17 protein-coding genes are annotated in these 14,944 nt (G+C 68.7%); 7 read left to right on the top strand and 10 right to left on the bottom strand.

Features of this window, described 5'->3' with window-relative positions; translation table 11 throughout:
* Positions 1-9: 9 nt before the first annotated feature.
* Entirely contained in the window at positions 10-1,038 is a 1,029-nt protein-coding gene (gene glpX, locus A5650_RS21485; RefSeq protein ID WP_067089111.1) for a class II fructose-bisphosphatase, read from the bottom strand.
* Positions 1,039-1,092: 54 nt separating this feature from the next.
* Between glpX and A5650_RS21490 the strand changes: the two genes are divergently transcribed.
* Together A5650_RS21490 and A5650_RS21495 are read left to right on the top strand one after the other, a co-directional pair.
* Positions 1,093-1,764 (top strand): DUF4245 domain-containing protein, encoded by a 672-nt coding sequence (locus tag A5650_RS21490; protein WP_067296436.1) that lies wholly within the window; start codon positions 1,093-1,095, stop codon positions 1,762-1,764.
* Between the two features lie 14 nt (positions 1,765-1,778).
* A complete protein-coding gene (locus A5650_RS21495; protein WP_067296438.1) occupies positions 1,779-2,588 on the top strand; it encodes a dienelactone hydrolase family protein in 810 nt (269 codons plus the stop codon).
* On the opposite strand, the gene A5650_RS21500 is transcribed toward A5650_RS21495, so the two are convergent.
* From A5650_RS21500 to A5650_RS21510, 3 genes are read right to left on the bottom strand one after another with little or no spacing between them, the layout of a single operon-like run.
* Entirely contained in the window at positions 2,569-3,756 is a 1,188-nt protein-coding gene (locus tag A5650_RS21500; protein WP_067296442.1) for an AI-2E family transporter, read from the bottom strand. The genes A5650_RS21495 and A5650_RS21500 overlap by 20 nt on opposite strands.
* A gap of 11 nt (positions 3,757-3,767) precedes the next feature.
* Positions 3,768-4,595, bottom strand: a complete 828-nt coding sequence (locus A5650_RS21505) for an SDR family oxidoreductase (RefSeq protein WP_067296446.1) — start codon at positions 4,593-4,595, stop codon at positions 3,768-3,770.
* Positions 4,592-5,368, bottom strand: a complete 777-nt coding sequence (locus A5650_RS21510; RefSeq protein ID WP_067296450.1) for an SDR family NAD(P)-dependent oxidoreductase — start codon at positions 5,366-5,368, stop codon at positions 4,592-4,594. Before A5650_RS21510 ends, A5650_RS21505 begins: the two co-directional genes overlap by 4 nt.
* Positions 5,369-5,444: 76 nt before the next feature.
* Here A5650_RS21510 and A5650_RS21515 point away from each other — a divergent pair, with 76 nt between their 5' ends.
* Together A5650_RS21515 and A5650_RS21520 are read left to right on the top strand one after the other, a co-directional pair.
* Complete coding sequence (locus A5650_RS21515; protein ID WP_197501949.1) at positions 5,445-5,894, top strand: SRPBCC family protein; 450 nt, start codon at positions 5,445-5,447, stop codon at positions 5,892-5,894.
* Positions 5,895-6,042: 148 nt separating this feature from the next.
* Positions 6,043-6,567, top strand: coding sequence for a 2'-5' RNA ligase family protein (locus tag A5650_RS21520; protein ID WP_067296454.1), 525 nt, complete (start codon positions 6,043-6,045; stop codon positions 6,565-6,567).
* Here the strand turns inward: A5650_RS21520 and A5650_RS21525 are convergent.
* Positions 6,564-7,280 (bottom strand): alpha/beta fold hydrolase, encoded by a 717-nt coding sequence (locus A5650_RS21525; RefSeq protein WP_067296713.1) that lies wholly within the window; start codon positions 7,278-7,280, stop codon positions 6,564-6,566. The genes A5650_RS21520 and A5650_RS21525 overlap by 4 nt on opposite strands.
* A 94-nt stretch (positions 7,281-7,374) precedes the next feature.
* On the opposite strand from A5650_RS21525, the gene A5650_RS21530 reads away from it, so the two are divergent.
* On the top strand, positions 7,375-7,653 hold the full coding sequence (locus A5650_RS21530; protein WP_067296456.1) for a DUF1876 domain-containing protein: 279 nt from the start codon (positions 7,375-7,377) through the stop codon (positions 7,651-7,653).
* Positions 7,654-7,662: 9 nt separating this feature from the next.
* Here the strand turns inward: A5650_RS21530 and A5650_RS21535 are convergent, their stop codons facing one another.
* The 4 genes from A5650_RS21535 to A5650_RS21550 form a co-directional block, all read right to left on the bottom strand.
* Positions 7,663-8,775: a 3-beta-hydroxysteroid dehydrogenase gene (locus A5650_RS21535; protein ID WP_067296462.1), complete on the bottom strand. Its 1,113-nt coding sequence runs from the start codon at positions 8,773-8,775 to the stop codon at positions 7,663-7,665.
* A 63-nt stretch (positions 8,776-8,838) separates the two neighbouring features.
* Complete coding sequence (locus A5650_RS21540; RefSeq protein WP_067296464.1) at positions 8,839-9,051, bottom strand: exodeoxyribonuclease VII small subunit; 213 nt, start codon at positions 9,049-9,051, stop codon at positions 8,839-8,841.
* Position 9,052: 1 nt separating this feature from the next.
* A complete protein-coding gene (xseA, locus tag A5650_RS21545) occupies positions 9,053-10,285 on the bottom strand; it encodes an exodeoxyribonuclease VII large subunit (RefSeq protein WP_067296466.1) in 1,233 nt (410 codons plus the stop codon).
* 22 nt (positions 10,286-10,307) lie between these two features.
* Positions 10,308-10,874, bottom strand: coding sequence for a lipid droplet-associated protein (locus A5650_RS21550; protein WP_067296469.1), 567 nt, complete (start codon positions 10,872-10,874; stop codon positions 10,308-10,310).
* Positions 10,875-10,947: 73 nt separating this feature from the next.
* Here A5650_RS21550 and A5650_RS21555 point away from each other — a divergent pair, with 73 nt between their 5' ends.
* Positions 10,948-11,949 (top strand): 4-hydroxy-3-methylbut-2-enyl diphosphate reductase, encoded by a 1,002-nt coding sequence (locus A5650_RS21555; RefSeq protein ID WP_067296472.1) that lies wholly within the window; start codon positions 10,948-10,950, stop codon positions 11,947-11,949.
* 11 nt (positions 11,950-11,960) lie between these two features.
* Positions 11,961-13,754, top strand: coding sequence for a penicillin-binding transpeptidase domain-containing protein (locus tag A5650_RS21560; RefSeq protein WP_231992714.1), 1,794 nt, complete (start codon positions 11,961-11,963; stop codon positions 13,752-13,754).
* Here the strand turns inward: A5650_RS21560 and A5650_RS21565 are convergent.
* Entirely contained in the window at positions 13,751-14,866 is a 1,116-nt protein-coding gene (locus A5650_RS21565; RefSeq protein WP_067296475.1) for a DUF6542 domain-containing protein, read from the bottom strand. The genes A5650_RS21560 and A5650_RS21565 overlap by 4 nt on opposite strands.
* Between the last annotated feature and the right edge of the window lie 78 nt (positions 14,867-14,944).

The raw sequence follows: 14,944 nt of genomic DNA on the forward strand, positions 1-14,944 counted from the left end.
GTCAGTGATTTACGGCAAGGGGTAGACGGCGTTGCTGTCGCCGGTGAAGTCGATCGCGGAGTACTCGCTGAGCTTGGACAGGCGGTGGTACGCCTCGATCATTCGCACGGTGCCCGACTTGGACCGCATGACGATCGACTGCGTGGTGCAACCGCCGCTGTAGAAGTGCACTCCCTTGAGCAGGTCACCGTCGGTGACGCCGGTCGCGCAGAAGAAGACGTTGTCGCCGGAGACCAGATCCTCGGTCGTCAGCACGCGGTCGAGGTCGTAGCCGCGGTCGAGCGCCTTCTGGCGTTCCTCGTCGTCCTTGGGCGCCAACTGGCCCTGGATGGCGCCGCCCATGCAGCGGATCGCGGCCGCGGCGATGATGCCCTCGGGCGTCCCGCCGATCCCGGCCAGCATGTCTGTGCTGGTGTTCGGCCGGCACGCCGAGATCGCGCCCGCGACGTCGCCGTCAGTGATCAACCGGCACCGCGCACCCGCCTCCCGCACGTCGGCGATCAGCTGCTGGTGGCGGGGCCGGTCCAGGATGCAGACCGTCAGATCGGAGACCGACACGTTCTTGGCCTTGGCCACCCGGCGGATGTTCTCCCCGATCGGGGCGGTGATGTCGATCGCGTCGACCGCCTCCGGTCCGACGGCGATCTTGCTCATGTAGAACACCGCGGAGGGGTCGAACATGGTCCCGCGCTCGGAGACCGCGAGCACCGAGATGGCATTGGACAGGCCTTTGCTCATCAGCGTGGTGCCGTCGATCGGGTCGACGGCGAAATCGCACTCCGGTCCGTCGCCGTTGCCGACCTCCTCGCCGTTGTAGAGCATCGGCGCGTTGTCCTTCTCGCCCTCGCCGATCACCACGACGCCGCGCATCGACACCGAATTCACCAGCTCACGCATGGCGTCGACGGCCGCACCGTCGCCGCCCTCCTTGTCGCCGCGACCGACCCAGCGGCCCGCGGCCATGGCGCCTGCCTCGGTCACTCGGACGAGCTCGAGCGCGAGATTTCGGTCTGGGGCTTCACCACGGGTCGGACTCATGGCCCAGATTGTCCCATTAGCGGGTCCGCGTTCGGGAGCTGGGATACTGGCAGCGTGACCACGCAACCGGCTCCTGCGCCACGCCGGCCGAATGAGGCCGGCCGACCGGCCCGGGCCGCGAAGTCGCGGCTGCTGCATGACGGCCGGGACATGTTCTGGTCGATGGCGCCGCTGGTGGTGGCCTGCATCGTGCTGGCGGGAATGCTCGGGATGTGCTCGTTTCAGGCCGGCGGTCCCAGCCAGGGGCCGGTCCCGTCGTACGACGCCCCCGCGGCTCTGCGCGCTGACGCCGCCGCGCTGAAGATCCCGATCCGGATTCCGGCGCTGCCGGACGGTTGGCAGTCGAATTCGGGTAGCCGCGGCGGAATAGAGGCCGGCCGCACCGATCCCGCGACGGGCCAGCCGCTGCGCGCCGTTAGCTCCACCGTCGGGTATCTCGCGCCGAGCGGGCTCTACGTGAGCCTGACCCAGAGCAACGCCGACGAGGAGAAGCTGGTCGGATCGCTGGACTCCGATGTCGTGCCCACCGGGGTGCAGGATGTCGACGGGGTCAAGTGGGTGGTCTATGAGGGCAGCGACAGCGACGGCAAGCCCGCCGAACCGGTGTGGACCGCGCGGGTGACCGGACCGACGGGACCCGCACAGATCGCGCTGACCGGCGCCGCGAACGCCGGCGACTTTCGTACGCTGGCTGCGGCGACGCAGTCCGCGGCGCCCCTGCCCTAGATCACGGGGAGACCATGACCGCCGCCGATGCCGCTCCGGAAGCCGACCTCACCGGTTGGGCCGCCGCGCCCTTCACCGCCGCCGGCTACACCCACGACGTCTACCGCAAGGGTGAAGGGCCCGGCGTCGTGCTCATCCCCGAGATGCCCGGCGCCCATCCCGGGGTGCTGGCCCTCGGCAACCACCTCGTCGACGCGGGGTTCACCGTCGCCATCCCCTCGCTGTTCGGCACCCCGGGCGCACCGCCGATGCGGCCGGGCATGGTGCCGGTGATGGTGCGCGGGTGCGTGGCCAAGGAGTTCGCCGCGTTCGCCACCAAGGCCGACCGTCCCGTCGCGCACTTCCTGCGGGCGCTGGCCCGCGATCTCAACGAGCAGACCCCCGGCAAAGGGGTCGGCGTCATCGGGCAGTGCTTCACCGGTGGCTTCGCGTTGGCCGCGGCAGTCGACGACAGCGTGCTCGCCCCGGTGATGAGCCAACCCTCGCTGCCGTTGCCGCTGACGCCGAAGCAGCGCCGCGACCCCGGACTGTCCGAGGCGGAGCTGCGGGTCATCGAGCGCCGCGCCGCCGACGAGGGCTTGTGCGCGCTGGGGTTGCGCTTCAGCGGTGACCGGCTGGTGCCGTCCGAGCGCTTCCAGACGCTCAAGGAACGGCTCGGGGACGCGTTCGAGGTGATCGAGATCGATTCGGGCAAAGGTAACGAGCACGGATTCGGCCCGACGGCGCATTCGGTGCTGACGCTGGAACTGCGCCAGCGGGAGGGGCATCCGACCGATGCGGCGCTCAAGCGCGTCGTCGCGTTCCTCAAGGAGCGACTGGTTTAGGTTTCGGCTCGGCCTTCGATTTACCCCTGGCCTCCTTGATGCGGCGGCCCAACCACCACAACGGGTTTCGGCGCTTGGGCTTTTCGTCGTCGCTGTCGGGCCGTCGCATCGGCACGCCCTTGTACTCCTCGAGATAGACGCTGATCGTGGTGACGATGACGATCATCAACACCGGGCCGATCACGATGCCCCATGCGCCGAACATGCTGATGCCGGCGAACACGGCGAGCAGCATGAGCGCGGCGTCGAGACGCGCCTCGCGCGGCACCAGGATAGGGCGCAGGAAGTTGTCGATGTTGGTCACCACGATCAGGTGGAACAGGACCACGAAGACGCCGCCGAAGACGTTGCCGAACAGGATCATTCCAATACCGAACGGGATCGTCACGATGCCGCTGCCGAGCGGGATGACCGACAGCGCCGACAACAGCACGGCGAACAGGAAGAAGCCCTGATGGAACCCCGCGAGGTAGATCGACGCGGCACCCGCAACGCCCTGACACACCGCGATGACGAACTGGCCCATCACGGTGCCCTTCACCATCGCGCCCATCTTCGCCATGTAGACGTCTGTGATCTCCTCGCCGAGCGGGTTGAGTTGGCGGATCATCGCCACCACCCGGTCGCGGTTCGTCAGCAGCGACACGAACACGTACACGAACAGGATCGCCGCGGTGATGCCGCCGAACAGGCCGCCCGCCGCGCCCTGCAGCAGGCCGAGCAGCCACTGGCCGGCCTCCTGGGCGACCCGCGCCATCGAACTGCGCAGCGATTCCGGGGTGACCGTCGTGTCGATGTAGGGCACGCGGCGGAGCAGGTCGTTGACGAGATGCAGTGCGCGGTCCCCGAGCGCGGACAGGTCGGTCCGGCTGACCCACTCCGCCACCCGCTCGACCATGGTCGTGATCTGGACGACGGCCAGCGTCACGAACAGGCTCAGCGGCACGATCACCGCCGCGAATGCCGCCAGTAGGGTCAGCGTCACCGACAACCCGCTGCCCATCCGCCTGTTGAGCCGCGCGTACAGCGGTGAGAACAGGTACGCCGCCACCGCGGCCACCACAATGAGGATGAAGTACCCGCGCAGGAAGTAGGCGCCGAACGCAATCGCGATGACGGTCGCGACGGCCAGCGCGCGGCGTTGAGGCAGCGAGAACTCGGTACTCATTGCCGCTATGTCTACAGCGTGCCGGACCTCACTTGCGCTTGTTTGGCGCGTTGGTCGGCGATGAACCGCATCGAGACCCGGTTCATCAGCGCGGGCGCGAGCCGCGCGAACATCCACTGCGCGTGCGCGATGCGGGGTTTGACCAGAATCGGCTTGTTCTTCTCGATCGCGCGCAGCACGTCGCTGGCGAGGCGGTCGGCGTCGTAGGGCTTGCCGCCCTGGGCCTGCAGGAAGTAGTCGCGGCCGACGAAACCTCCGACCGAGCCCTTGTCCAGGATCGGCGTCTCGACCGCGGCGGGGCACACGGCGAGCACCCCGACGCCGCGCGCGGCGGCCTCCGAGCGCAGCGCCATGCTGAGCCCGACGACCGCGTGTTTGGTCATCACGTAGCTGGTGACCTGTCCGGCCGCGGTCAGCCCGGCCATCGACGCGGTGTTGACGATGTGGCCGTGGCCCTGGCGCACCATCAACGGGTACGCGGCCGCCACACCGTGCACCACCCCGCGGATGTTGACATCGATGATCGCGTTCCAATGGTCCAGCGTCAGCAGTTCGGTGTCGCCGCCCCAGACGATTCCGGCGTTGTTGAACATCAGATCGAGCCGCCCGGCACGGTTCACGACGTCGTCGACGGCGGCCTGCACCGCCGAAGCGTCGGTCACGTCGAGGCGAGCCGCCCGGGCCTTGGTACCGAAACCGGCCACCGTGCGCTGGGCGGCGTCGCCGTCGACGTCGGTGCACACGACATCGGCGCCCGCGGCGACGAGTGCCCGGCACAAGGCGGCGCCGATACCCGAGCCACCGCCCGTGACGAGGGCCTGCTTTCCAGTGAAACTCATTGTGACTCAGCCAGTTTCATGACGTGTCCCATAACGTCGGGGTAGCGCTTCATGTGGGCGCCGCCGTTGAGGTCCAGCACCTCGCCGGTCAGCCAGGACGCCTTCGGCGAGCACAGGTACAGCACCGCTTCGGCGATGTCCTCCGGCGTGCCCGCGCGGCCGAGTGCGGTGTTCTCGACGTACTCCTCTACGACGCCGGGAACGGCCGCGGCGGGTGCGGTCAGCGGCGTGTGTACGAAGCCCGGCGCCACGGCGTTCGCGCGGATGCCGCGCGGCCCCCACTCCAGCGCGGCGACCTGGGTGAGCATCGACAGCCCCGCCTTGGCGGCGCAGTAGGCGCTCATCCCGGCGGCCGGTTGGCGGCCGTTGAGCGAGCTGATCGACACCAGGGCACCGCCTTCGCGCAGCGTGCGGCCGGCGTACTTGGCGACGATGAACGCGCCGTTGAGACAAACGTCGACGACCCCGCGGAAGTCCTCGACGGCGAGGTCGGTGATCAATCCGACGGTGCTGAACCCGGCGCAGTTGACGACGACGTCGAGCGGTCCGGTCTGGTCGAACAGGGCCTGCACCGACGCCTCGTCGGTGACTTCGACGTGGGCGGCGGTGTGCGGGTCCCCGAGTTCGGCGGCGCGCTCGCGGACGCCGTCGATGTTGCGATCGGCCAGGGTGACGCGGTCTCCCTCCGCCGCCAGCGCCCGGGCCGTCGCCCATCCGATGCCCGACGCCGCGCCGATCACCACCGATTGCCTGGCGGACGGCCCGTTGTTCATACAGTTGCCCTTTCGACGGAGTAGAACGCGTTTCAACTTAGCGCTTTGACACACTCGACCGGTGAGCGATCTGAGGATGAGCGAGTCGATTCACGTGGCCGCGGATCCCGACGAGCTGTATGCGATGGTTTCCGACGTGACCCGAATGGGCGAATGGAGCCCGATCTGCCGGGCGTGCTGGTGGGACGAGGGCGACGGCCCGCGGGTCGGCGCGTGGTTCACCGGCCGCAACGAAACACCATCGCGCACCTGGGAGACGCGCTCGCAGGTGGTCGCTGCCGATCCCGGGCGCGAGTTCGCCTGGGAGGTCAACGACGGCTGGGTCTACTGGGGTTACACCTTCGAGCCCGCCGACGGCGGCACCACGCTGACCGAGCATTGGGAGCTGCGGCCCAAAGGCATCGCGGGTTTTCGCGAGCGGTATGGCGATCAGGCCGACGCCCAGATCGCCGAACGTCGTGAGGCGGCGCGCACCGGCATCCCCGCGACGCTGGCGGCGATCAAAAAGGCCGCCGAAACGGGTTGACCCTCTGCGCCCTGGTGCGCCGACTTCTGCTGCACGGTCGTCCGCGCCCCGGCTTCACGACCTTCTCGCAGAAATCGGCGTGTGCCATGGCATCCCGATCCCCGCGTGACGGGCCTGGCCCGCGAGCCAGGATGGCAATATCCGTGACGTGGCCCTCGCCCTCTGCCTGCTCTTCGACCGCCGCGCCGAACGGGCCGTACACGGGCTGTGGGATCGGCTCGAGGAGATCGGCGTGCCAAGCCTGCGCTCGCACACCCACGGCAGGCACCTGCCGCACCTGTCGTACGCGGTGCTGCGCCAATGGGACGACGCCGCCGTCGCCGACGCACTCGCCGCACTGGACCCGGGTGACCCCGTCGAGCTGACGTTCGACGGGATCGGTCTGTTTCGGCGGGGGCGGGTGTGGCTGGTCGCGGGAGTCAGCACGGAGCTGGTGGCCCGCCAGCAGCGGATCGCCGAGGCCCTCGTGGCGAGCGGCGCCGACCTGCACAAGCATTACCGGCCGGGAGTCTGGGTACCGCACTGCTCGCTGGCGCCTCGCGCGACGCTCGATCAGCTGCCGACCCTCGCGGGCACCGTGATGGACGTCCTGCCGTTGCGCGCTCGTTTGGACAATGCGGCGCTGATCAACAGCGGTACAGGCGAAGTCACGCCGTTGGTGACACTGCCCTAGCCGTCGACCGCGTCGATGTGGGCACGCACCAACTCCGGATAGCGCTCGCGGTCGGGGCGGAAAATGTCGTGCGGAGAGTCGGCGAATACATGCAGCGAGGCCGACGGAAACAACGCCTGGTAACGCGCCCAGGCGGCGTCGGAGATCAACGGGCTGTTCGGGCTGCGCACCACGAGCAGCGGAGGTTGCCACTGCGCCATCGGTTCCCAGAACGACTGTCTGCGGGCAGCGCGGAAGATCGCCTCCCCGGCGGCGCGGTTCACCCGCTCGTGCACCGGGGTGCCTCGCCACCTGCCGTCCAGCAGGAACGTCGAGACCTCCGGCGGGAGCGTGATCTCCTCGGGCACGTAGTCGCCGATCGAGATCGAGCGGACCCGCCCACGATTCGCCAGAGCCCACGTCAGCGCGTAGGGAGTGCCGCGGGAGAACGTCATCAGGTGGACCGGGCCGTCGGTCACGGCATCGACCACTGCGGCGACGTCACCACCGAGAACCGCTGAGTCGTAACCGCTTTCGGGTGCGCTGCTACGGCCGTGCCCCCGAAGGTCGACCACCACCGTCCGTCGGCCGAACAACGGCAGCACCGCCGGGTAGTCGTCGGCGACGTCGGTGAAGCCGGGAACGAAGACCACCGGCGCTCCGCGGTCGGGCCCGCCGGAATCCAGGTAGTGCAGGCGCGCACAGGCGTTGGTTGTGAATCGTGACTCGACCATCACCACCACCTTGCCTGGTCGCCCCGTGCGGCGCGGTTCAAACGCGTGCGAATCGCCGGTCGGAGGAGCACGCTGTATCCGGAAGGTGATTGGTATGTACGACAAAGTCCAAGACAACGCCTGGCGCATCGACATCGAGTTCAACGAGGACGACACCCACACCCATGCGACCGTGCGGGCCACCCGCGACGACGGCGAGACGGTGACCGCCCAGGGCGACGCCTACCGCAACCCCCGGGACTCCGCGCAGCCGCTGGTCGGCGAGGAGATCGCCGCGGCGAGGGGACTGATCGCGCTCGGTGCCGAACTGCTACAGCGCGCGTCGTCGCAGATCGAGCAGAGCACGCATCAGCCGGTCCACCTGGCTCGCTGACCGTTCGGCTCAGCCCTCGGGCGGTGCGGCCGCCGCAACGCTCATCGCCGGTTCCTTCGACGCGTTCTTCATCTGGTCGAAGAGATCGACGTAGTACGGCAGGCATTCGGCCATCGCCTGTTCGGTGGTGAACAACGGCCGGTAGCCCAGGTCGCGTTCGGCCTTGGCGATCGAGAAGTAGTTGTCGAGGTAAAGGCGTTCCACGCCAAGGGGTTCGATCATCGGCTTGGGAATCCCGACCCGGAAGTGCAGCCACTGCCAGACGGTCATCGCCAGCCATACCAGGCGGCCGGGGACCCGGATCTTCGGGTAGCGCCTGCCGCACGCCTCGACGACGGGCCTGGAGAACTCGAACATGTTGATCGGTTCGCCGTCGTTGATGAAGTACGCCTGCCCCGGCGCGCTGCCGCCCGGGACGAGATGCTGGGCGGCGAGGATGAAGCCGTGAATCAGGTTGTGCACGTAGGAGTTGTCGAGTTTGACGTTCTTGCTTCCGACCAGAACCTTGACGTGCCCGGCCAGCACGCTCTCGAACACCTTGCGGAACATCGTTTGGTCACCCCGGCCCCAGATGCCGCTCGGGCGGATGGAGCAGGTGAGCAGTCCGTCGACCCCGTTGGCGGCCAGCACGAACTTCTCCGCGGCCACCTTGGTCTCGGTGTACAGGTCGTTGAAGCGCTCGGTGTACGGCAGGGTTTCGTCGCCGCCGGAGATGCGCTTGCCGCCCATCACGACGCTGTTGGACGCCGTGTAGACGAACCGTTTCGCACCGGCGGCGCGGGCGGCGTGCACGAGGTTCTCGGTCCCGGTGACATTGATCGCGAAACTTCGTCTGCGGTACTCGTCGGTGACCGACGCACCGCCCATGAGGTCGATGATCGCGGCGGTGTGGAACACGGTGTCGATGCCGGCGACCGCGGCCGCCACTTGTTCGGGGTCGCAGATGTCGCCTTCGACGACCTCGAGTCCGGGGTGCGCCGGCAGCGGCGAGGGGGCCCGGTCGAAGGAGCGGACCTCGTGGCCGCGATTGAGCAGTTCGGTCACCAAGTTGGCGCCGACGAATCCGGACCCGCCCGTGACGAGCACTCGGCCCAGTTCGGTGGTCAGCGTTGAGTCACCCATGCCGAGCAGGGTAACTGAAACGTGTTACAGTTTCGACCCCTGGAGCAATTTGTGGTTGCGATGTCAACTTTCCTCGGCGGGTTTGGCCGCCAGCGCGTCCTCGATGCGCTTTCGGGCTCCAGCTAAATGCTGCTCACAACGTTTAGCCAGTTCTTCGCCGCGCTCCCATAACTTCAGCGACGCATCGAGATCGAGGCCGCCCTGTTCGAGCTGCTGGACCACCGCCACCAGTTCTTCGCGGGCTTCCTCATATCCCAATTCACTAATGGGCTTCATTTTATGCCCCTTCCGGTCCTTCGCTGATCGCCATGATCGCCCCGTCGACCACTCGCACGCGCAACCGCACACCCTTCGTGGCGTCGGCGGTGGTGCGGAGCACCTGGGCGTCGGGCATTGTCTGCACCACCGCGTAGCCGCGGGCCAGCGTCGCCGCCGGACCCAGCGTGCTCAGCCGCGCCGATAGATGTTCGATGCGATCGGTTTCGGTGGCCACCAGCCGGGTGACGTCCCGGCGGGCGGTGATGCGCAGCCGGTCGACCTCGTCGGCGCGGGCGGTGACCGCGGTCATCGGATGCGCGAGCACGGGTCTGCTGCGCAACTGATCCAGGGCGCGCTGTTCGCGGGTGACCCAGTTGCGCAGCGCGTTGCCACCTCGCCGGCACAGGTCGGTGATGTACGCCTGCTCGGCGGCGGCGTCGGGAACGATGCGCTTGGCCGCGTCGGTCGGCGTGGCGGCGCGCAGGTCAGCGACCAGGTCGCACAGCGGATTGTCGGGTTCGTGGCCGATCGCGCTGACCACCGGTGTGGTGCATTTGGCGATCTCGCGGCACAGCGTCTCGTCGTAGAAGGGCAGCAGATCCTCGACGCTGCCGCCGCCGCGGGCGAGGACGATCACGTCGACGTCGGGGTCGGCGTCGAGACCGCGCAGCGCCTCGACGACCTGGGGCACCGCGTTGGGGCCCTGCACGGCGGTGTTGCGCACCGCGAATCGCACCGCGGGCCAGCGATTGGTGGCCACCGAGATCACGTCGTGTTCTGCATGACTGCCGCGGCTGGTGATGAGTCCAATGGTGTGCGGCAAGAACGGGATTGGCCGCTTGAGCCGCGGGTCGAAGAGCCCCTCGGCGTGCAGCAGCTGACGCAGGCGTTCGATGCGCGCCAGCAGCTCGCCGACGCCGACCGCGCGAATCTGGTTGACCCGCAACGAGAACGACCCTCTGCCAACGAAGAAATTCGGCCGTCCCAGCATGACCACGCGGGTGCCCTCGGTGAGCTTCACTGGCGCGTTGAGTACCAGTTCGCGCGGGCAGGTGATCGACAACGACATGTCGACCGACGGATCGCGCAGCGTGATGTAGGCGGTGCCGGAGTTGGGGCGCGTCGACAGCTGGGCGACCTGACCCTCGATCCAGACCGTCCCCAGCCGCTCGATCCAGTCCTTGATCTTCATCGAGACGGAGCGGACCGGAAACGGATTCTCCGGTGACTGGCCCTGCTCGGCGTCGGTCATAGTCCCAGCCCCGCTGGGGTCGTCACTTCGCGGACGCGCGGGTGATCCTGTTGGCGAGCAGCGTCTGGAACGGCGCGCGACCCTTGGTGGACTCCTCGTAGGCCAGCAGCGCCTCGAGGTCGGCCACGCGCAGCGTGTTCAGCCGCGCCCGCAACTGGGCAAGCGTCAGCGACTCGTAGTCGAGCTCGTTGACGATCTCGGGGGCCTCGCCGATCGCCAGCGGCTCGTCCTCGCCGTTGCGCTCGGCGGCCGCCTGCGGGTCAGCGTTGCTGAACAGCGCGAACCTGCCCTCGGTCATCCGCTCGCCGTCGCCGTTGGCTGCGCTGTCGGTGCCGGAGTCCTGGAGGTCCTCGTCGAAGGTGGCCCACTCGGGCTGCTCGTCCTTGGGCGGGAAGATCGACTCGAGCGTCTCGTCACCCTTGTTGACCAGGTCGGCGACGTCCTGCTGGACCTTCATCACCAGGTGCGCGAGCGAACTGACGACGGTCATCGGGTACATCAGGATGGTCTGGGGCAGCTTGCGGGTTTCCTCGATGGCGGTTACCGCCGCGCCAATCAGCAGACGGACCCCATACGGTGCGGTTGCCATGGCCACAGCCTACGGGCGACTTCTCGGCTGGGACGAACGGCCTTGGAACGGCACTGTGCGTACCCTGGGTGGCATGCCGCCGACTATCAACATGGGGATTCCGGGCGCCTCGAGCTCGGTCGCCGGTGGCGTGACCGGTAAACGCGTGCTGCTGGCCGAACCGCGGGGGTACTGCGCTGGGGTGGATCGCGCCGTCGAGACCGTCGAGCGCGCGCTGGAGAAGCACGGCGCCCCGGTCTACGTCCGTCACGAGATCGTGCACAACCGGCACGTCGTCGAGACGCTGGCCAAGGCGGGCGCCGTTTTCGTCGACGAGACCGACGAGGTGCCCGAGGGGGCGATCGTGGTGTTCTCCGCCCACGGCGTCGCCCCGACCGTGCACCAGACCGCCAAGGAGCGCGACCTCAAGGTCATCGATGCGACGTGCCCGCTGGTCACCAAGGTCCACAACGAGGCCAAGCGCTTCGCCAGGGACGACTACGACATCCTGCTGATCGGTCACGAGGGCCACGAGGAGGTCGTCGGCACCGCCGGTGAGGCGCCCGACCACGTGCAGCTCGTCGACGGGCCGGACTCCGTCGACAACGTCACCGTGCGCGACGAGAGCAAGGTGATCTGGCTGTCGCAGACCACGCTCAGCGTCGACGAGACCATGGAGACGGTGCGCCGGTTGCGGGAGAAGTTCCCGACGCTGCAGGACCCGCCGAGCGACGACATCTGTTACGCTACCCAGAACCGCCAGGTCGCGGTCAAGGCGATGGCCCCCGAGTGTGAGCTGGTGATCGTCGTCGGTTCGCGCAACTCGTCGAACTCCGTTCGCCTGGTCGAGGTCGCGCTGGGCGCCGGGTCCGACGCGGCCCACCTGGTCGACTACGCCGACGACATCGACCCCGCATGGCTCGCCGGCGTGAGAACCGTCGGCGTCACCTCCGGCGCCTCGGTGCCCGAGATCCTGGTGCGCGGCGTGTTGGAGCGGCTGGCCGACTACGGCTACGAGACCGTACAGCCGGTGACGACGGCCAACGAGACGCTCGTGTTCGCGTTGCCGAGGGAGATCCGTCCCGCGCGCGCGTAACGTCATCGAGCGTGCACTCGACGCGAAAATCGTTGGTAAATCTCCCAGTATCCGCACGCGCGCTGTTGGTGGCGGCGCTGATCCTGGCCGCCGCGGGTTGCTCGAACGCCGAAGACCGCCTGAACAACACGGTACGGGCGTTCGCTGAGGCGTTGTCGAAGGGCGACGCCACCGCCGCCGCGGCCGTCACGACCGATTCGGCCGCCGCAGCGGATACGCTGACCAAGCTCTTCGAAAGCCTCGGCACCGATGTGCAGGTCAAGGTGGCGTCGGTGCAGCACAACGACGACAAGCCGTCGACCTTCGGCCTCGACACCACCTGGAAGTTCCGCGACGGAACGAGCGAGTGGGCCTATACGACGAACGGCAGCGCAACCGCCTCGGGCGACGACGTCAAGATCGACTGGTCCCCGGCGACCGTCGCTCCCGGTCTGGACGAGGGACCGCTGTCCTACAGCACGCTCACGCCCGAACCGGCCGCGCGGGTTCTGGACCGCACCGGCGCCGAGTTGCTGACCCAGCACGTCGTCACGCTGGTCAATCTTTCGCCCGGCGCGGACGTGAATGCCGTTGCCGCGCTGATCAATCCGATCGCGCCGGGAATGACCGGCGAGTCGCTGCGCGCGGACCTCGACGCGGCGGGCGGTAAACCGGTCACCGCGGTCACGCTGCGCCAGGAAGACCTCGCGCCGATCGAAGCGCAGCTGGCCACGCTGCCGAACGTCACGCTCGCGCCGCAGACGCGGCTGCTGGCGACCGACAAGACGCTCACGTCGCCGACCCTGGCCGGGCTGACCGAACTGTGGCAACAGCGCACCGATCAGGCTGCCGGATGGGCGGTCAGCGCGCAGACGCGTACGGGACCGCGCCGGGTGGGCGGCCAGGACGCCAAGCCCGTCGGCGACATCGCCAGCACCCTCGACATCGCGATGCTGCGGTCCGCCGAAGAAGCGCTGGCGCCGCTGCCCACGCCGGCGGCGCTGGTGGCGATCCAGCCGTCCACCGGAAACCTGCTGGCCGTCGCGCAGAACGCGCCCGCCGACGCGCAGGGGCCGATCGCGCTGACGGGTCTCTATCCGCCCGGTTCGACGTTCAAGACGGTGACCGTGTCGGCCGCGCTGCAGGCCGGCCAGGTCACCCCCGACAGCATCGTCGCCTGTCCCGCGACCGAGAACATCGAGGGCAGGCAGATACCCAACGACGACAACTTCGACCTCGGCGACGTGCCGTTGCACACCGCGTTCGCCCGCTCCTGCAACACCACCATGGGCCGCCTGGCGGTGAACCTGCCGCCGGACGCGCTGACCAAGGCGGCCGCGCAACTCGGCCTCGGCATCGACTACACCGCCCCCGGTATGACAACCGTCACGGGCACTGTGCCGGAAGCCGACACGGCGGCTCTTCGCGTGGAAGAGGGGATCGGCCAGGGCCAGGTCACCGCGTCCCCGTTCGGAATGGCGCTGGTGGCCGCCGCCCTCGCGCGGGGTTCGGCACCGGCACCGGCGATCGTCGAGGGGCAGCCCGGCACGCCCGACCAGACACCCGATCCGGTTCCGCCGGCCGTCGCTGAGCAGGTCCGGTCGATGATGCGCGAAACCGTCACCGGCGGAACCGCCCAGCAGTTGCAGGACATCCCCGGCATGCTTGGCAAGACCGGCACCGCCGAGTACATCGACGACACCCATGCCCACGGCTGGTTCGTCGGCATCGACGGTGATGTGGCGCTCGCGGTGTTCGTCAGCGATGCGGGCAGTTCCGCTCCGGCGGTCGACGCCGCGGGCCGCTTCCTGCGCGCAGGAGGCTAGATGTCGTACTCCCAGGAGTCGGCCTCGTAGCCGCGGGGTGCGCTTCGACGGGTGCGGTACTCCGCGCGGTCGCCGGCCTCCTCGCCGCGGTAACGCACACGCGAAATCGGGTGATGGGTCCCGTTACCGTTCGTGGCGCCGTTGCGGCCGTGCGGCTCGCGAGGCTCGTAGTTGTCGAAGCGGCGACGACGTTCGGGGCGGTCGGCGGCCCGGTCGAAACCCCTGCGTTCGTGGCCCGCGCGGCGTTCGGAGGGGGGAGGACCGGGCTGACGCGGGTTGGGCGTGCGAGGCCGGCGACGGGGCTCGGGCGCGCCGGACGGCTCGGCGTGTCGGCCAGAGCGAGCGCGCCGCGGACGCTCGACGAGCGGGTCGATCGGCTCCACCTCGGGCGGCCGGACATGGCGGGACTGCGACGTCGTGCGCCTCGGCCGGCCGCTGCGATCCGCCGCGGGCCTGCCGGCACGCGATGCCGCCCTGTCGGTCCTGGCGGTCCGGCCCGCGCTCTGGGGACGCCTGCGGCGCGGCGGAGCGGCCACCTCGTCGTCCTCGTCACGGCGGCGCGAGGCGATCAAGGATTTGACCTTGGTCACAATTGCCGTCGCTGCGGCCGCCACCGCCGTGGCGAGCGCAGATCTCGGCGCCTCGGAGTCCTCATCGGCGGAGGGGGACGCGCGACGGGCCGACATTCCGATGTACCAGCGGCACATGCCGATCAGCAGCACGGCCGCCGAGGTGAAGAACATCAGCGGAAAGCGTTCGATGAGGGGATAGCCGCAGTTGATCGCCAGATCCTTGAGCCCGGTGAATTGGCCTCCGGTGAACAGGAAGTAGGAGCCCGGCACGGTCACGAACAGGAGCAAGGGCGGCTGGATGACCGCTGTGAACACCGCCTGCTGCCGGACCGCCAATACGGCAGCGAGGCACCCCAGGACGTAGCAGACGGCGAACACCGTGCTGAGTTCCTTGCTACCCGATCCGGCGTCGAACGCGAACCCGATCGTCGTTGCGGTGACCGCGATCAACACAGCACCCCACCCGGGTACACCGGGAAGGTTGGGATGCGCGGAGCGGTGGTCGGCGACGACGGCCGACCGTGCGCGCTGTGCTGACACAGGTAGACCGTACCGGCTTTCGCTCCCTGTGGCTGTCAGCGCGGTTCGGGCGTGCCCGTCACGGTCTCCTAGACTCTG

Source organism: Mycobacterium sp. 1164985.4 (assembly GCF_001668575.1).
In the GTDB taxonomy this organism is placed as follows: Bacteria; Actinomycetota; Actinomycetes; order Mycobacteriales; family Mycobacteriaceae; genus Mycobacterium.

Excerpts from the sequence above, each read along its gene's own strand:
- glpX (WP_067089111.1), bottom strand. The coding sequence starts at position 1,038 with ATGAGTCCGACCCGTGGTGAAGCCCCAGACCGAAATCTCGCGCTCGAG.
- A5650_RS21495 (WP_067296438.1), top strand. The coding sequence starts at position 1,779 with ATGACCGCCGCCGATGCCGCTCCGGAAGCCGACCTCACCGGTTGGGCC.
- A5650_RS21500 (WP_067296442.1), bottom strand. The coding sequence starts at position 3,756 with ATGAGTACCGAGTTCTCGCTGCCTCAACGCCGCGCGCTGGCCGTCGCG.
- A5650_RS21505 (WP_067296446.1), bottom strand. The coding sequence starts at position 4,595 with ATGAGTTTCACTGGAAAGCAGGCCCTCGTCACGGGCGGTGGCTCGGGT.
- A5650_RS21510 (WP_067296450.1), bottom strand. The coding sequence starts at position 5,368 with ATGAACAACGGGCCGTCCGCCAGGCAATCGGTGGTGATCGGCGCGGCG.
- A5650_RS21515 (WP_197501949.1), top strand. The coding sequence starts at position 5,445 with ATGAGCGAGTCGATTCACGTGGCCGCGGATCCCGACGAGCTGTATGCG.
- A5650_RS21525 (WP_067296713.1), bottom strand. The coding sequence starts at position 7,280 with ATGGTCGAGTCACGATTCACAACCAACGCCTGTGCGCGCCTGCACTAC.
- A5650_RS21530 (WP_067296456.1), top strand. The coding sequence starts at position 7,375 with ATGTACGACAAAGTCCAAGACAACGCCTGGCGCATCGACATCGAGTTC.
- A5650_RS21535 (WP_067296462.1), bottom strand. The coding sequence starts at position 8,775 with ATGGGTGACTCAACGCTGACCACCGAACTGGGCCGAGTGCTCGTCACG.
- A5650_RS21540 (WP_067296464.1), bottom strand. The coding sequence starts at position 9,051 with ATGAAGCCCATTAGTGAATTGGGATATGAGGAAGCCCGCGAAGAACTG.
- xseA (WP_067296466.1), bottom strand. The coding sequence starts at position 10,285 with ATGACCGACGCCGAGCAGGGCCAGTCACCGGAGAATCCGTTTCCGGTC.
- A5650_RS21550 (WP_067296469.1), bottom strand. The coding sequence starts at position 10,874 with ATGGCAACCGCACCGTATGGGGTCCGTCTGCTGATTGGCGCGGCGGTA.
- A5650_RS21555 (WP_067296472.1), top strand. The coding sequence starts at position 10,948 with ATGCCGCCGACTATCAACATGGGGATTCCGGGCGCCTCGAGCTCGGTC.